Source organism: Pseudoalteromonas sp. UG3-2 (genome assembly GCF_037120705.1).
Lineage (GTDB): Bacteria > Pseudomonadota > Gammaproteobacteria > Enterobacterales > Alteromonadaceae > Pseudoalteromonas.
In genome coordinates, this window is the sequence record NZ_JAWLJU010000002.1 from 887,082 (window position 1) to 904,220 (window position 17,139).

11 protein-coding genes are annotated in these 17,139 nt (G+C 45.1%); 2 read left to right on the top strand and 9 right to left on the bottom strand.

From position 1 onward, the window contains the following. Positions 1-143: 143 nt before the first annotated feature. Positions 144-2,999 (bottom strand): TonB-dependent receptor, encoded by a 2,856-nt coding sequence (locus R3P39_RS07195; RefSeq protein ID WP_336566588.1) that lies wholly within the window; start codon positions 2,997-2,999, stop codon positions 144-146. 639 nt (positions 3,000-3,638) lie between these two features. Between R3P39_RS07195 and R3P39_RS07200 the strand changes: the two genes are divergently transcribed. Then, entirely contained in the window at positions 3,639-5,261 is a 1,623-nt protein-coding gene (locus R3P39_RS07200) for an alpha-glucosidase family protein (RefSeq protein WP_336566590.1), read from the top strand. Positions 5,262-5,299: 38 nt separating this feature from the next. Here the strand turns inward: R3P39_RS07200 and R3P39_RS07205 are convergent, their stop codons facing one another. The 6 genes from R3P39_RS07205 to R3P39_RS07230 all read right to left on the bottom strand — a co-directional run bounded on the left by R3P39_RS07205 (position 5,300) and on the right by R3P39_RS07230 (position 12,584). Beyond that, entirely contained in the window at positions 5,300-6,907 is a 1,608-nt protein-coding gene (locus R3P39_RS07205) for an EAL domain-containing protein (protein ID WP_336566591.1), read from the bottom strand. A gap of 142 nt (positions 6,908-7,049) precedes the next feature. Continuing rightward, complete coding sequence (ihfA, locus tag R3P39_RS07210; RefSeq protein WP_010377997.1) at positions 7,050-7,349, bottom strand: integration host factor subunit alpha; 300 nt, start codon at positions 7,347-7,349, stop codon at positions 7,050-7,052. Between the two features lie 2 nt (positions 7,350-7,351). Then, entirely contained in the window at positions 7,352-9,739 is a 2,388-nt protein-coding gene (gene pheT, locus R3P39_RS07215) for a phenylalanine--tRNA ligase subunit beta (RefSeq protein WP_336566600.1), read from the bottom strand. Positions 9,740-9,752: 13 nt separating this feature from the next. Further along, complete coding sequence (gene pheS, locus R3P39_RS07220; RefSeq protein ID WP_336566601.1) at positions 9,753-10,733, bottom strand: phenylalanine--tRNA ligase subunit alpha; 981 nt, start codon at positions 10,731-10,733, stop codon at positions 9,753-9,755. 83 nt (positions 10,734-10,816) lie between these two features. Next, positions 10,817-11,521, bottom strand: coding sequence for a DnaA regulatory inactivator Hda (gene hda / locus R3P39_RS07225; protein ID WP_336566602.1), 705 nt, complete (start codon positions 11,519-11,521; stop codon positions 10,817-10,819). 1 nt (position 11,522) lies between these two features. Continuing rightward, positions 11,523-12,584: a DUF2066 domain-containing protein gene (locus tag R3P39_RS07230; protein ID WP_336566603.1), complete on the bottom strand. Its 1,062-nt coding sequence runs from the start codon at positions 12,582-12,584 to the stop codon at positions 11,523-11,525. A gap of 333 nt (positions 12,585-12,917) precedes the next feature. On the opposite strand from R3P39_RS07230, the gene gloA reads away from it, so the two are divergent. After that, positions 12,918-13,358 carry a lactoylglutathione lyase gene (gene gloA, locus R3P39_RS07235; RefSeq protein ID WP_336566605.1) on the top strand — a complete coding sequence of 147 codons (441 nt, stop codon included), beginning with the start codon at positions 12,918-12,920 and terminating at the stop codon, positions 13,356-13,358. A 2-nt stretch (positions 13,359-13,360) separates the two neighbouring features. On the opposite strand, the gene R3P39_RS07240 is transcribed toward gloA, so the two are convergent. Then, the gene (locus tag R3P39_RS07240) at positions 13,361-14,083 is read right to left on the bottom strand and encodes a transporter substrate-binding domain-containing protein (RefSeq protein ID WP_336566606.1); all 723 of its coding nucleotides are present in this window, start codon (positions 14,081-14,083) and stop codon (positions 13,361-13,363) included. Between the two features lie 183 nt (positions 14,084-14,266). Next, positions 14,267-17,047 (bottom strand): collagenase, encoded by a 2,781-nt coding sequence (locus tag R3P39_RS07245; RefSeq protein WP_336566607.1) that lies wholly within the window; start codon positions 17,045-17,047, stop codon positions 14,267-14,269. Positions 17,048-17,139 lie beyond the last annotated feature (92 nt).

Below are 17,139 nucleotides of genomic sequence, written 5' to 3' on the forward strand. Positions count from 1 at the left end.
TTAAAACTATTAAAACTACTTATAAAAAGTTGAGTAAATACGCCTAGTTAGAAAATAGATGATAGCAACCAACTATTGTTAGAGCGATTATAAAAAAGCCACCAAAGCAGAGGCTACTTTGGTGGCTATGATGTTTTTATTGATTAGAAGCTATAATTAAAGCCTAAATAATACTGGCGACCAAATTCCTTGTATTCCCCTGTTGCCAGAGCAGTACCGTAGTTAGTTGTATTCGGTTCGTCGGTCAAGTTATTTACTTGCAAGACCGCTTCTAAGCCGTTCTCAAAATTGTATGAGGCTTGCCAATCAACCACAGTATATTCATCAGCCCAAGCTAACGACGAACCACCAGGTGAAGCGCCTTCATAAACGTACTCATCACGGTAGCGTACGTTTAAGTGTGTAGTGAATGAATCGATATTCCAAAATACAGTAGCACTCCAAACATTTTCCGATAACCCCGGCAGTGGTAATTGTTGGTCTGGGAAGTTACCACCACCATCGACCGTTGTTTCACTCTCGGTATAGGAGTAATTTGCATTAAAGCCTAAGCCTGAAAAAATACCTGGCAAGTTTTCAAACATGGTTGTGTATGCAAGCTCGATACCTCGAACATAACCGCCTTGATCGTTGTTTTGTGTCGTCTGATACTGACCAGCTACAAATCCTTCAGGAACTTCAAGACCAATATCAGCCCAATCAACTTCACCTTCTTGATAAGTAATGCTTTCAATCAATGACTCAATATCTTTCCAGAATAAAGCTGCAACAAAAGCACCGCCGTCTTCAAAATATCGTTCATATGATAAATCAACTTGTGTTGCTCTAAATGGGTCAAGGTTTGGGTTACCTTTTGACCATACATTGTAACGAGGGCTCTCACCATCATTGGCAGTATCAGGCCAAGAGCCCGCACCACCTCTTAATTGATACACCGGTGGACGACCAATTACTTCAGCAGCAGCAAACCTAATTTGATCGGTATCACTTACTCTGAAATTCAAGTTCAAAGAAGGCAATGTATCAGTGTATTCAGGGCCATAATTGACATGGCGATAATCTGTTCTTTCAACACCGTTATCATCTATGATTGAGTCACCGACTTCATCACCTTGGATCTGTTGGATACCAATAGATTTAGTATCGGTTCTAACAACTCTTACACCAAAATTACCAGTTACAGGTATATTTGAGATTTCAGTGTCAATATTAGCCATAATATAGCCGGCTAATACTTCCTCTCTCACTGCTCCACTTTCGATAAGTGTCCAATTATGACTCCAAGTTTGCTGCGCATCATAATTGCCAGGACCAAACACTTCATCCGCAATACCCACTAAGTCCAACTCTAAATATTGGAAGCCTCGTGTATCTCTGAGTGTTACATACCCTGTCAAATCGTGAGGCATACAAGGGTGATTTTGGTCATTAAACTCACAAGACTTATTGGTTACAATTGAGCCATCTGGTAGCTGATAACCATTTTGTCCTTCACGAGCTCCCCATCTAAACGTTGAACGTTTATCCGTAAATTCACGCTCAGACCAGCGTGCACCCAACTCAATAGATGAAATAAGGCTGTCATCGAAGTAATATTTAAAATCGACTTTAACGCTGTCTAACTCATCAGTGTATTTGTGTGGGAATTGTTCCCAGTCACCAAGGCGCATATTCGAAAGGTCTGTATAACCATTACCTAAAGTTAATAGTGGTGAGTCTTTTTCTCTTTGTGCAAAAGAAAACGTTTGGTTTCTTAATTCCTGCCAGGTGTTAACTAGCGTGCCATCTTCAAGTGTCGCCGTACCAAACTCATATGCATGCATTGAGGCAATCATGTCTCTACGGGTCTTCTCACCTTCACTATGCGCTAGGTCTAACTTTAGTTCCCATGAATCTGCCGAGTAATTCAAGTTTAAACCGAAACTATCTGTAGTAGAGTCTGTAGACTGGTCTTCAGAACGCATCTCAACCCACGGTCCTTTAGGATCTGTGATTGTCACATCACCAGCCACTAAGAAGCCATCTTTTACAACCGCATTGTCAATGGTATACAAAGAGTTAAGATCTTTCGAGAATCCTTCAATATTCAACCCGCTCTTCTTATCTTCAGATTCAAACTCAGAGCGGAAATAATCAAACTGCACTTTAAACGCGTCTGTTGGCTGATAAACTAAAGTGCTAAGTAGACCAAGCCTTTCATCGCTACCTTTGGCTGAACGATATTGGAAACCATTAACTGAACGCTCTTGTGTACCATCGCCATCAAAGTCTTGAGAGCGTTCAGGTGCATGTGCTGAAATATCAATCGCGTTATTTGGTTGGTTTAAATAAGCTCCACCGATGGCAAAACCAAGGGTTTCATCCAAAAATTTACCACGATAAGAAAAGCTGATCCGCTCTCCTGTTGAGTCAGCTCCAACATCAGATGCAGCATCATTGTATGAGTAACGAATTGAAGAGTTGAAGTTATGCTCATTCTCAGCTTCCAACGGATTAGCCGTTTTTAGCTCAACAGTACCTGCTACTCCCCCCTCAACTAAAGACGCTTTCGGAGACTTATATACCGCAGCCTGATTAATTAGCTCTGAAGGATATTGGTCAAATGAAATCCATCGGCTCCCCGCCGTATAACCACTCGTGCTGGCTTGTTCACGACCGTTCAGCGTTGTCTGAATAAAGTCACCATTCATACCACGGATGTTTAGTTGAGATGACTGTCCGCTTGCCCGTACCGCAGTTACACCAGGTAAGCGGCTCAAAGAGTCCGCAATAGATACGTCTGGTAAAGAAGCTAAGTCACCAGCATCAACGATTTCAGCAACAGTATCGCTGAACCTTTTTTTGTCGATTGAAGCGATGATACTGCGAGAAATACCACGAACCTCTATAACCTCTACATTTTCATCTTTTTCAGCGGTGTTATCTTCGACTGGAGCTGCGTGACTCACACCCGCTGCAATCAAGGCAAGTGTTAGCATACTCGGTTTGAACTTAGACATAATGTTTTATCCCAATTAACCATATTGTTGTGTGCCGGTTTTTATCATCAGGCGTGCTTGAATGATGAAAAAACGAACGCGCACTATTGTTGTCAGACAGATACTAGCGGTTGATTAAAATTGTAAACAACTTTATGCATACGTATTCAAAGCTAGTTCAAGCCCGGTATATTTACAGCTTTTTTACACTGAAAATATTTAACCTATTGGAATAATACAACTTTTATTTTAGTAGGATAGAAGTCCGATGGTGATTTTATGTGTGATTAAAATTCACTAAATCTTAACCTAAAGCCGCTACTCTGACCCTATTTTACCAATAATAAATACCCGATAAGCGAGTGAAATTCATTTTTGTGAAATTGGTCTTACCAATCAATCCTTGGCTTTGCCCTTTTATACTTAGCAAGCGGCGTAATTCGCCAAAAATTGGTAAATGAAAATATCACCAACCTCCCTATCTTAGTCAGGTCGTTATTTTTGCTACAAAAAAGCTGCATACGTATGCAGCTTTTTTACTCCCCAACCACCTTGTCGTATTCTTTGGGCAACTAATATAGCAGTGGAAGCGTTTTGGTCGTTTCAGCCAACGTACTTCACTGCCACAAAATAAAGACGCACACAGGTTGGAGAAAGTGCATGGCAAATCATCAGTGGTGGAAAGGCGCAGTTATTTATCAAATCTATCCGCGCAGCTTCCAAGACAGCAACGCCGACGGTATTGGCGATTTACAAGGGATTATTCAACGCCTTGATTACATCAAGTCACTCGGTGTAGACGCCGTATGGATTTCCCCTTTTTTCAAATCGCCCATGAAAGACTTTGGTTACGATATTAGTGATTACCGTGATATCGACCCTATGTTTGGTAACATTGATGACTTTGATCAATTGATTGCTGAGGCGCATCAGCGCGACATCAAAATTATTATTGATCAGGTGCTCAGTCACACTTCAAATCAACACCCTTGGTTTGTTGCCAGCCGAGAAGACAAAACCAACCCCAAAGCAGACTGGTATGTTTGGGCCGATGCCAAACCTGATGGTAGCCCACCGAATAATTGGCTTTCTATTTTTGGTGGTGTTGCTTGGCAATGGGAGCCGCGCCGTTGCCAATATTATCTACACAACTTTTTAACCGAACAACCAGATTTGAACTTTCATAACCCTGAAGTAAGACAGGCGGTACTAGACAATGTAGAGTTTTGGTTGCAAAAAGGCGTCGATGGATTCCGTTTGGACGCGATTAATTTCTGCTTCCATGATAAAGCATTGCGCGACAACCCAGCGAAACCAGAAGCCTTACGTCAAGGTCGCGGTTTCAGTGAAGATAACCCTTACGCGTTCCAATACCATTATTACAATAATACCCAGCCTGAAAACTTAACCTTTATGGAAGAGATCCGTGCCTTACTTGAGCGCTACCCGGGCACAGTAAGCCTAGGTGAGATCAGTGCTGAAGATTCGCTGCAAGCGATGGCGGAATATACCGCGGATGGTAATAAGCTCCACATGGGTTACAGTTTTGAGCTGCTGACTAATGATTACAGCGCTAGCTACATTAAAGAAACCGTTTCGCGATTAGAGTCTGTGATGACTGAAGGCTGGCCATGTTGGGCGTTTTCTAATCACGATGTTGAGCGCGTGGCCAGTCGTTGGGCGCCTGACAATATTGTTGATGACAAGCAGGTTAAAATGCTCACGGCGATGTTGGCATCATTACGAGGCAGCGTCTGTATGTATCAGGGCGAAGAACTGGGTCTGGGGGAAGCGCAATTGCGCTTTGAAGATTTGCAAGACCCATACGGCATTACCTTTTGGCCTAATTTTAAAGGTCGCGATGGCTGTAGAACGCCAATGCCTTGGAGCGCAGAGCAAAACCAGGCCGGTTTTAGTAACGGCGAGCCTTGGTTGCCACTGGCCCAAAGCCACCTTAATAAAGCGGTTGCAGAGCAGTCTACCGATCCAGAGTCGACCTTAAGCTACTATCAAGCCTTTATGCAGTGGCGCAACCAGCAAGTGGCATTACGCACCGGTGATATTGAGTTTATTGATACGCCAGAGCCAATCCTAGCTTTCTATCGTAAAACTGATGAGCAGACATTATTGTGTGTCTTTAATCTGGAGGCAGAACCGCAGCAGGTTACTCTAACAATTGCCCAAACTGAGCCTTGTCAGTTAAAGCATCAAAGTGGTGAGTTACAAGGCGATGTGCTAACGCTGGCCAGTTACGGTTGCTACTTTGCTAACGTGGTTGGATAAAGAGAAACGATTTTCTCTGGTGAGTTGGTAAGAGCGGCTTAGGCCGCTCTTTTTTTATGCTCTTCAGCCAGTGCTTTGAGTAAAGCTTCTAAACTCAGCGCTTTGTGATAGAGCCAGCCCTGATGTACTGTGACCCCTCGATTTCTCAGATATTGTGCTTGGGTGTCCGTCTCAACGCCTTCCGCAATCAACTTTTTGTCTAACTTTTCAGCCATATCGATAACCGCGGAGAGCACGGGAGATTGCAAAGTGTCTAAACCAATTGAGGCGACAAAACTTTGATCGATTTTCAACAGATCAATAGGTAGGCTTTGCAAATATTGTAAGCCACTGTATCCAGTGCCAAAATCGTCAATCGCAATCTCTATCCCAGCACGCTTAAGCTCATTCAAAACAGTTTTGGTTTGGCTCTGTGTTAGCATATCTCGCTCTGTCAGCTCGATGGTTAAACACGGTAAAACGGATTTTGCCGCCATTAAAATATCGATATACCGTTTCGAGCTGAGTAATAGGCCATTGACATTAAATGAAACTTTGAAATTTTCTTTTGCTGCGCTTATGTCTTTAAGTGCTGCCATGGCTTCTTCAACTTGAGCAATAGACATATCTAAAATGGTACCATCACGCTCTGCTTCTGGAATAAAGTACGCCGGCCCAAGTACCCCCTCAACAGGATGACGCCAACGGATCAACACCTCCACCCCAACGATATTATCACTACTGACATCAACCAATGGCTGATAAACATTGAATAGTTCATTGTTACTCAGCGCTCTAATGATTTGCGCCTTGTTACTGAGTTGACGTTTATCATAACTATTCAATAGTAACGTCAGGCCTACACAAGAGGCGAAATAGACCAATACTAAGCTCAATACCCAAATCCAGCTAATCGTGATGAGTTCAGCATCGTTCTTTGCAACAATCAAGCTCATTTGAGTCAAGCTGGGTAGCGGAGTGACATAGGCAAACTTCACCTGGCCATCATCAAAGCGGCTTTCTACCACCGTTGAGTTGGCTTGAGGAAATAAGCTTTGCCCTAACGGTAGCGAATAGTCGCCATTGAGAAAAACGGGTACCCCAGTGCGATTATCCACCAGGGCAACAAAATCGGTATTATGGTGTGCAGAAATGTCTAATGCAGTTTTCAACCAATGATCTGGCATTAGAACATTGACCTCATAACCATCAGCTCTGGTCCGTGCGAGTACAAATGCAGGGAGCTCTAAGTAGTCCGTAATGATTGGACCGTAATAGCGCAAACCAGGCTGTTTAATTGGCATGGTAGTCGCTACAGGAGGAGTGAGTTTACCAAAGGAGTTACAAACCAGCTCACCGTTTGGATTTATCACACCAATTTCACTCATACCTGGATTAGCGAACACTAAGCGACGCATGTACTGCAGACTGGCGTTATCACAGTTAGGTGAAAGGTTAACTGCGTGTTTGAGGGTATCGTCTACTACCGCGAACTCTTTATCTATGTCAGCGACAATGCGATTCGATACTGCAATAAGGTTTGATTTAGCCGTTTCTTTTTGATGCACATAAGTCAATGCGGCCATAATGGCAAAAATGAAACTGCATGCCAGCCAGGCGGCAAAGATATTTTTTACTAACTTGCTTAAGGAGTGTACTCCTCGCATAAGCTCGTCACTCCATAGAAACTAAAACAGCGAGGAGTGTAGCTAGCATTTATGACAGTAGCATTGCAACTCAGATCAAGCTTGCGCAAAAGCCCCTGAAAGTAAAAAAGCCTTGGCAGTCATGCCAAGGCTTTTTTCAGTGCTACAAGTTTTTACTGGTGCCGACCTCAACACGGGTTTTTAACTTTTGCCCAGGGCGAAAAGTTACCACGCGTCGCGCAGAGATAGGAATATCTTCCCCCGTCTTTGGGTTCCTACCAGGACGTTCCTTCTTATCACGAAGGTCAAAGTTACCAAAACCGGAAAGCTTCACTTGCTCGCCGTTTTCTAGCGCTGAGCGGATTTCTTCAAAAAACGCTTCAACTAAGTCTTTGGCATCTTTTTTATTGATCCCCAGTTTTTCAAATAGGTGTTCAGCTATGTCGGCTTTAGTAAGCGCCATATCTAGTCCCTCAACGATGCATTGAATTGTTTGGCCAGTTCGGCCACCACGTTTTCTACCACGGCGTTGATGTCTTTCTCTTCGAGCGTTCTATCAACGGCTTGTAGTGTCAGAGCAATGGCTAAACTCTTGTGATCAGGTTCAACCCCCTGCCCTTTGTACACATCGAATAAGTTTAGGTCAACTAATTGATTTCCGCCAACTTTCTCAATGCACTCTAAAATATCGCCTATTTTTACGTCATCTGCAACTAAAATAGCAATATCTCTGCGATTTGATGGGAATTTAGAGATGCTAACTGCTTCAGGTAATTGACGATTTTCAAGTGCCGCCAGTTCGATTTCGAACACAAATGGCGTATCTTTCAGCTCTAATGGCTTTAATAACTGTGGATGCACCGCACCGACAAAGCCCACTTTTTTACCATCGGCATAAATAGCGGCTGATTGGCCAGGGTGCAGGCCATCGCTGGCTTCTGCTTTAAAGCTAAAGCGCGATTTATCGTTACACAATGCCAATAACGCTTCAACATCGCCCTTCACATCAAAAAAGTCCACTTTGCGTGAAGGCACAGACCAATGCTCGTTATGGGTATTACCATAGACAATACCGCCAATCACAGGAGTTTGGCGTACGCCGTTTTCCGCGGCTTGGTCTTGGTTGAACTTCAGACCCGTTTCAAATAAACGGATCCGCGATTGCTGACGGTTTTGGTTGTAAGAAACCGCGTTAATAAGGCCGGTCATTAAACTGACGCGCATCGCCGACATTTCGACTGAAATGGGGTGCGGTAAGATTAATGCTTCTGATTCTGGGTGCAACAGCTGTTGTGCCTTAGGATCAACAAAGCTATAAGTGATCGCTTCTTGATAACCACGACTTACCAGCTCATTTCTGAACTGCGAAGTGCCTAAACGCGCTTCTTTATGATCGGTCATCTTAAGCTTTGCCGTCGGCGCCACATTTGGAATATTATTATAGCCAAACACCCGTGCGACTTCTTCAATCAAATCTTCTTCGATACTGATGTCAAAACGGTAGCTTGGTACTTCTGCCTGCCACTGGTTGTCTGCAAAGGTCACGGCTAGCCCTAGACGGGTTAGGATGTCCGTGACCTTGTCATCGTTAATATGATAACCAATAACACGGTCAAGGCGCTCGCGACGTAAGCTCACTTGGCGTGGCGCAGGTAGGTCTTGTTGTGACACAGCCTCAACGATAGGGCCCGCTTCACCACCAACAATGTCAAGTAACAAGGCCGTTGCTCTTTCCATAGCATCGCGCTGTAGCTCAGGGTCAACACCACGTTCGTAGCGGTGCGAAGCATCAGTATGAAGGCCATAACTGCGTGCTTGACCGGCAATAGCCAGCGGCGCAAAGAACGCGCTTTCTAATAAAATATCTTTGGTTTCGGTGTTGACGCCTGATTGCTCGCCACCAAAAATCCCCGCCATTGCCAGTGCCTTGTTATCGTCAGCAATAAGCAAGGTTGAGGTATTCAATTTTGCCGTATTGCCATCAAGCAATACCAGCTCTTCGTTTTCATTGGCATTGCGAACTTTAATGCCGCCTTCAATTTGGTCTAAATCAAACGCGTGCATTGGGTGGCCGAGCTCTAGTAACACATAATTGGTGACGTCAACCACAGGATCAATGGAGCGTACGCCACAACGACGGAGCTTTTCGACCATCCAAAGCGGTGTGGTTGATTTCACATTGACGCCTTTAATAACGCGACCGAGATAACGTGGACAGGCTTCACTGTTGACCAACTCAATGCTGATTTTGTCATCAATGGTTGGTGTCACTGGGGTAATTTCCACAGCCGTGACATCGCAACTATTCAACACGCCAACTTCACGTGCAAGCCCTTTGATACCTAGGCAGTCACTGCGATTCGCCGTTAAGTCAACGTCGATAGTAACATCGTCTAAGCCAAAGTACTGGCGAATATCTTGACCAATTGGAGCATCCGCTGGTAACTCTAAAATACCTTCTGAGCTTTCTGCCATACCCAGTTCTTCAAATGCACATAACATGCCGTGTGACGGCTGACCGCGCAGCTTGGCTTTTTTGATTTTGAAGTCGCCAGGGAGTACCGCGCCTACTTTCGCAACCGCTACTTTAAGCCCTGCACGACAGTTTGCTGCACCACAGACGATGTCAAGCAGCTCATCATCACCAACATTGATTTTTGTTACTTTTAATTTGTCTGCGTCTGGGTGTTGACCGCATTCAACCACTTCACCAACCACAACGCCTTGGAAGTCACCGGCAACAGCATCAATACCATCTACTTCTAAACCAGCCATTGATAGCTGTTCAGATAATGCCTCAGTATCAATTGCTGGATTAACCCACTCGCGTAACCACTGTTCACTGAATTTCATACTTGTATCGCTCTTATCTGAATTGGTTTAGGAATTTTAAGTCGTTCTCGAAGAAAGCTCTTAAGTCTGTTACGCCATAACGCAACATGGTTAATCGCTCTACCCCCATACCAAAGGCGAAACCTGTGTACTCTTCAGGATCAATGCCTACCGAGCGCAGTACATTGGGATGCACCATGCCACAGCCAAGCACTTCTAGCCACTTGCCGTTTTTACCCATTACGTCTACCTCAGCTGAAGGCTCTGTAAATGGGAAGTATGAAGGGCGAAAACGCACTTCCATATCTTCTTCAAAAAAGTTACGTAAGAAATCGTGCAAGATCCCTTTCAGCTCAGTAAAACTAACGTTTTTGTCGACCATCAACCCTTCCACTTGGTGGAACATTGGGGTGTGAGTTTGATCGTAGTCATTTCGGTATACGCGACCTGGCGAGATAATTCTAAGCGGTGGTTGCTCGGCTTCCATGGTACGGATCTGAACGCCACTGGTTTGCGTCCGTAACACCAACTTGGGATTGAAATAGAAAGTATCGTGATCAGCACGCGCCGGGTGATGCGCCGGAATATTTAACGCATCAAAGTTGTGGAAATCGTCTTCCACTTCTGGGCCAGATTTAACAGCAAATCCAAGCTCACCAAAGAACTGTTCGATACGTTCAATGGTACGGGTCACGGGGTGTAAACCACCACTAGGCATAGTGCGTCCAGGCAAGGTGACATCAATGGTCTCTGCTGCCAGTTTTTTCTCCAAAGCCGCATTCGCCAGGGCTTCACGCTTGACGTTGATGGCGTCTTGCACCTGCGTCTTGGCTTGGTTGATAACTTGACCGGCTTCTTTACGCTCTTCTGGCGCTAATTTGCCTAGGGTTTTTAAAAGCCCAGTGATCTCACCTTTTTTACCAAGGTAGTTAACTCTAACTTCCTCAAGGTGCGCTATTTCGCTTGCCTTATCTACGGCTTCCAGCGCTTGCGCTAAAATATTTTCTAAATTCATTGTCTACCTGATCGTTGCTGAGGTAATTTGCTGTTATTTAATCCCTTATGATAACTGAATTGCAAGGGGATATTCCAGCCCTGTTAGAGCTTTAAAGTGGCTTTTATGAACGGAATGGTCAACTTTCTTTGCGCAGCCATAGAAGCGTGGTCAAGTTTATCTAATACTTCGAGCAACGCGCGCATGTCGCGGCTCAGTCGTGTCAATAAAAACCGCGCGCATTCATCCGATAACTCAAGGCCACGCATATTCGCTCGCTTCACTAACGCTTCGGCTTTGTCATCATCACTCATGGAGCGGATTTGAAAAGTAGTGCCCCACGCCAGGCGTGATTCGAGGTCAGGTAATGACAGGTTGAGCATGGCTGGCAATAAATCTGCGGTCACCACTAGGCACTTGCCTTTTTCATTAAAGCGATTGAAGAAATTAAATAAACCTTTTTCCCATGCCGCATCACCGGCAACTAAATGGACATCATCAATGCACACAACATCAAGCGCATCCAAGCCATCGAGCACCAAAGGTCCATAATCAATCACTTCTCGCATGGAGAGTAATATTGTCGATAACCCCATTTCTTGGGCTTCGATGCAAGTGGCATACAGCAAGTGCGATTTACCAGAATCGGCTAGGCCACATAAGTAGGTATATTGAAAACCTTGTTGGCGCTGCTGTAATCCCATCTTTAAATGATTGACCTCTAATGAAGCCTCACCACCGAAATACGAACTGAAGGTTTCATCATCGGGCAAAGTCACTGGCAGCGCCATTTGACGTGGAGCATCCATATTACTGCCCTACCCACACGTATTTAAGATTATTGTTATCACTTACCTGATAATACGCTCGTGGGTCTTGGTACTCAGCAAAACTTTGCTCCAGATTAATGGTTTTGCGCAGATCGGACACAGTTGAGCTGTGTGTGATAACAAATTTTATGGTGTCACCGGCGCGGTATATGACATCCACATCCACCACCGTGCTCATCGACATAAGTCGCCGCTTAGCTAATTCCACATCGCTAAACGTGGCTAACCTTTCTACCACCACGGTGGACGTGTGCATGGTGTCATTTTGCGTGGGATCGATGACGTATTTGCGAGCCAGCGCACTTGAAAGGTGATTCACCATATCGATGATCACCTGCTGTTTATCCCCCACCAGCTGTTCGGGTTGGAAAAATTCGGCATCGGTATAACGCCAGTCAAGCTGCCAGGAATTAGAAAAAGGCGGTTGAAACAAGCGCGCGGTGATCACTCTCTCTGCTTCGTAGCGCAATGAAGCTTGCTCCACCGGCTGCGAGAAGTTGCCCCAGACTTCGGCAATACTGACATTGCTGCGGTCGGTTAAATCCATTAATGGTACCACCACCGGCACCCCCCACTCGTCAGCGGTATCGTAAATAAGTCGCTCTAACTGCGGGTAACTTTCTTGGGTAACAAATTCTCTTCTAAGGTTGTCTTCAATTACTAACCAAATGGCCACCATTGGCCTGCGGTTGCCCCAAAGCGGTAACCCGGCTGCGGTCACCATTTCTTCCACTTTTCCCGACTCAAACTCCACCGTTATTTTGGTTTCACCATTGCGATCAACGTATTCATAGCGCAACATGTAATCCGAAATACGTCTCATGGCCGCTTGAATTGAGGGGTGAGAAAAATCATCAGCTTTGCCAGTCAACTTTTGTAGTACTTTTAACAGCGCTTGTTGGCTTGCTTCAGCACGGGTGGCTCGAGATTTGTCGCTTACCGAGAGAGTTGCTTCATACAGCTTTTGCACTTCAACGGCTGGTGCACTCATGGAGCAACAAAACAGCAATATGAAAATCAGTCTGATGACCATAGTATCCATGTTTTCGTATCTATAAAGCTTGATCCTAAAACAATCATGTAAGTAAAGCAAAAACAACTGCGTGATCCTGTTAAATCGCAAAAAGATGAAAGATAACAACACACTTTACCTAGATAGTGACTTAATAATTCGGCACTTTGTCTAGCCAATTGCGAGCGACACCAGCGGGCAACTCATTATATCGCTGCATTTACGCTACTCCTTTTATGAAGATGTATGGCGTAACTGAACTCACCGCACCACAGCAGCCAAATAACGCTGGCGCTAAGTTTTTCAGTAGCAAAGTTGCTACACTGTGCTTTTGTAACCGACATATTTTCTACCGGAGTGGCAATGAAATACTTACATACCATGGTTCGTGTTCACGACTTAGAAGCTTCACTGCACTTTTATTGTGAACTACTGGGACTAAAAGAAGTAAAACGACATGATAGCGAGCAAGGCCGTTTTACCTTGGTCTACCTCGCAGCGCCTGAGCAATTAGCCGAAGCCGAACCCACTTATGCGCCAACGCTTGAGCTCACTTATAACTGGGACCCGGAGCAATATGATGGCGGTCGCAACTTTGGTCATTTGGCCTTCGCCGTTGAGGATATTTACGCGCTTTGCCAAAAGTTACAAGATGCGGGGGTCACTATTAACCGTCCACCTCGCTGCGGCCATATGGCATTTGTAAAGTCGCCAGATGGCATCTCCATCGAGTTATTACAACAAGGTAAGTCGCTTGAGCCTGCTGAGCCTTGGCTGTCTATGCCAAACACGGGCAGTTGGTAGCGTTAATAGACCAAATGATAGCTTTTCAGCAAAGTCACCAGCTTTGCTTGAAAAGCGTTATCACTGAGCAAGGCTTCGAGCATTTTAAAGTTTTGCCTTTCACTGTGCGGCGCCATAATCGCGCGATAGTATGTTTCATGTGGTAGTTGAGAAAAATAAAACACCTCAGGCCAGGCGTTTTTCGCCACCAAATACTCAACCGTAGAACGACTGACAACGGCCAAAGTAACCCGCTTTTTCATCACCATTTCTAGTAGCGCTTGCTCAGAATTAACATCAACCAGCTCTACTTTGTTCGCTTTCACCCCGGGCTCGAGGTGACGATAATAATAGCCCGAGATCACCCCAACTTGATTACCATATAGCGAAACGGGATGAATGTATTCAAATGCCTGATCGACGTGGGAAACAAACTCGTCGGTGTCATACATAATGGGGCTACTCCAGAGATATTTTTGTTTCTGCGGATCGCCAAACCAATTAGGATTTACTCCTAACACCATGCCATCGAGCTTGCCTGCGGCTAGCAATCGATTGATACGCTTGCGGGGCACAAAGCGCACACGGACCTCGGCTGCATCTAATGACTCGTTGAGTAGCTTGGCTATGTCAAAATATAAGCCTTGGCGCTTTTCTAAATCAATAACATAGGGCGGTTTAAGGTGGTAGATATAGAGCGTTAATGGGCTTGTAGCCGCTGCTGAAAAGCCACTTAATACTGCCATAAGTATGATGGTAATCCGGATCCTAAGCAAACTGTGCCCCTCTGATCAGTGCGACTAAAATACAATCTATATTATGACCGATTTATCTTGTTTGGCTTGCGAACCCGCAAAAAAATGGGGCATAACGCCCCTTAATTTACAAAGTAATAACATCTTTAGCAAGTAAAGATAAACATCAGCCTGCTACTGACAGCTTTGTTCGTTATACACCACCTTAAGTGCAGCACCATTGGAGTTACCCGAGACTTTTAAATAGCCCCAATAATTCGCCTGCTGCCCAAGCATAATGCACTCCTTGTTGCCCAAGTTAAACGAGCTGGCGTCGACATTGCTTTCGTTAGGCCAGCCTTGGTTACTGTATTGCAGCGCTAAGTCGCCACTGCCATGTGCAGTTTCTATCATTACGGACTGTTGAGCACTGACGTTTTCTAAACTAAACCACATGGGTGCTTGGTTACCTAAGCAAACCGTTTCACCGTCGCGTAAACGACCAGAAGATACGCTGCCTTGGCTTTGGCAAATATCTTCCACATTTGAAGCCACTGTATAACGAGCAGTGAGTGAGACATTACTAAAGTCATTATAACCATGCAGCATTATGTAATACTCGGTTGCTGTCGGCTCTACTATTTCACACACCTCCTCATTGCCGCCTTGGTATGGTCTGCAATCAAAGTCAGATAAGCTGGGCGCAGCCCCTGCTTTGACATACAGGTCAGCATCACCGGTACCCGATGTCGTGGTTATCAGAAGATTAGTTGCCTCGGCTGGTACGGCTACCTGATAGACCACTTGCTGATCCTGTTGCCCCGATACGCTCACGGGTACACCAGATTGTAATTGCTGGTTATCAGATGCTTGCACCACCACTGTAGTGCTATCACTGTGTGTTAAACCATTGGGATCAGACACTGTTAGATGCACTTGATACTCACCACTTTGGTCATAACTGTGGCTCGGGTTTGCTACCTGACTTTGCGTACCATCACCAAACTGCCATAAATAACTCAACTCATCGCCATCAGGGTCTATACTGCCTTGACTGGAAAACTGGATGGCCGCACCGGCTTGCCCTTGATAGGGGCCATTAATTTGTGCAGATGGCGATTGGTTTTCATCGCTAGCAACTAGCGCCTGCGTCCATTGCTCAAACTCCTCTTGGTAGTCATTCGCCCACCTGTTAACGCGCTGCTGATAAGCCTGCCAGTTTCCAGAGCGAGTCTCTTGGCGCATGGCTTTTAGTTCGCCAACATGGCGTTCATACATAAACCGCACCGCCAGATAGCCCCAACGGTAAATGCGATCTTGATCAAACCCCTCATACGTTGTTGCGAAGATCTGTTGTAAGGAATACACCGAGCCGTCGGATATGGTATCCAATGCCGCTTGATTGTCATTCAGCTTGGCAATGTATTCCGCCACTCCCTCACTCCACCATACAATTGGCTGAGTTGGTGCATTAAAATCGCCATAGAGATCAAAGCGACCATCTAAGTAGTGCACATACTCGTGCTCTAAATTCCAAATATAATGCTCGGCCTTAGCGTAATCCGCCTCATAGGCAACAAAGTTAGCAATGTTGTTACTATCACTGGGTGTCCCTTCTAAATACATCCCGCCATTATCGGTGTTGATTTTAAAAATGGCTTTGGCGTACTTTTTATAAGCAGCGCTGCTATTAAAGATATTCACTTGCAGAAAGTCGTTGTAGTCATCGCTGACTGGCACACGCCCTGTCTCTAGCATGGTATGAAAACGCAGCTCTTCATCTCCCATCGCCTGACATGCGGAATCGAGCTGTATATCGCTGAGTTCTTGGGCACGAATTTTAATGGTGTCGCTGCAACTATACTGCTGAGCTAACACCTTGGCTTCGAGTGTTTTATCGAAGTCACAAATGTTGAATTGACTGCAATCACTATGGTACGAGGCCACATCTGCCGCTGCTAACCAAATACCATCACCAAAGCCATAACTTTGGTAACGCGAAAATAGGTCTTTAAGTTCTTGATCCACGGCAGCTTGAATGGAAGCTCCTGTATACAACTTCAATCTTGCCAGTTCACTGGCCGCATTAATAATTAAGTATTCAGAATCCGAGTTCACCATCCAAGTTTGGGCAGTAAATGTGCCCAGCAAGGTCACTAACTGTTGATCTTTTCTTACCAGCTCAACAAAGTTAGGGTTCCATTGACCGCGGTACAAAATGGTGAAAATACCATTGACGGCACTGCGCATGTGCCAATGTTGAGCGTAACTGTCATTCCATTTACTAAGCCAGCTTTTAACCACCCCCAAATAAGCATGCTGTAACTCTGCCGAATCCATGGTGGTGATCACCTCAGCCAACACCTTACCATGGGCATTATTGTTAGCATAAAAGTGCTGATTGGCCACAAAAGCATCCACAGCTGCTTTTACTGCCGTTTTTATTTCAGCAGTAAAAGCCACTTGGTCATTGTAAAACTCAACATAGAAGCCAGCCCTAAGAAACAAGAAGAGTGTTTCTAAGTGATTGTTACCGCTTCCAGTATAATTCTGTGACAGCGTTTTCGCAGCGGTAGCCACGGCCTCCATGTTACTAGAATTAAAGACACCCACTTGAATGGCTGCCGACGCAGAGAACAAGTCATTAATACAACCACTACCTTGTGCCTTTACCAACTCCACCAGTTGATTTGAGCTGGCATTGGCAAGGCTACCTAAATCACAAGACGATGATTGCGCGGCAGTGTTAGCCAGCTGCTGAGTAAGGTGGAACGGCGTAATCAAATGCCCAGGATCTGTGCGAGTTGCCAGCGGAGCCTGTTCATCGTCTCGCTCTGCGCGGTGTTCATGACCATGGGATAGTTGCTGTACAGCCTGAAGCGGCTGTGACAATGGTTTATAGATTGATTTCTCGGCGCCGTGCGCTGCGCCCATTGCACTGGCCATCATTGCCAGCGTAAGTACTTTATATTTCATAACGAACCTTTACAAGTTGTGTATCCAAACCCATTTGGGTCTTAGCTTTTTAACATTAAATACACAATGTATACAATATATTTTATATAACC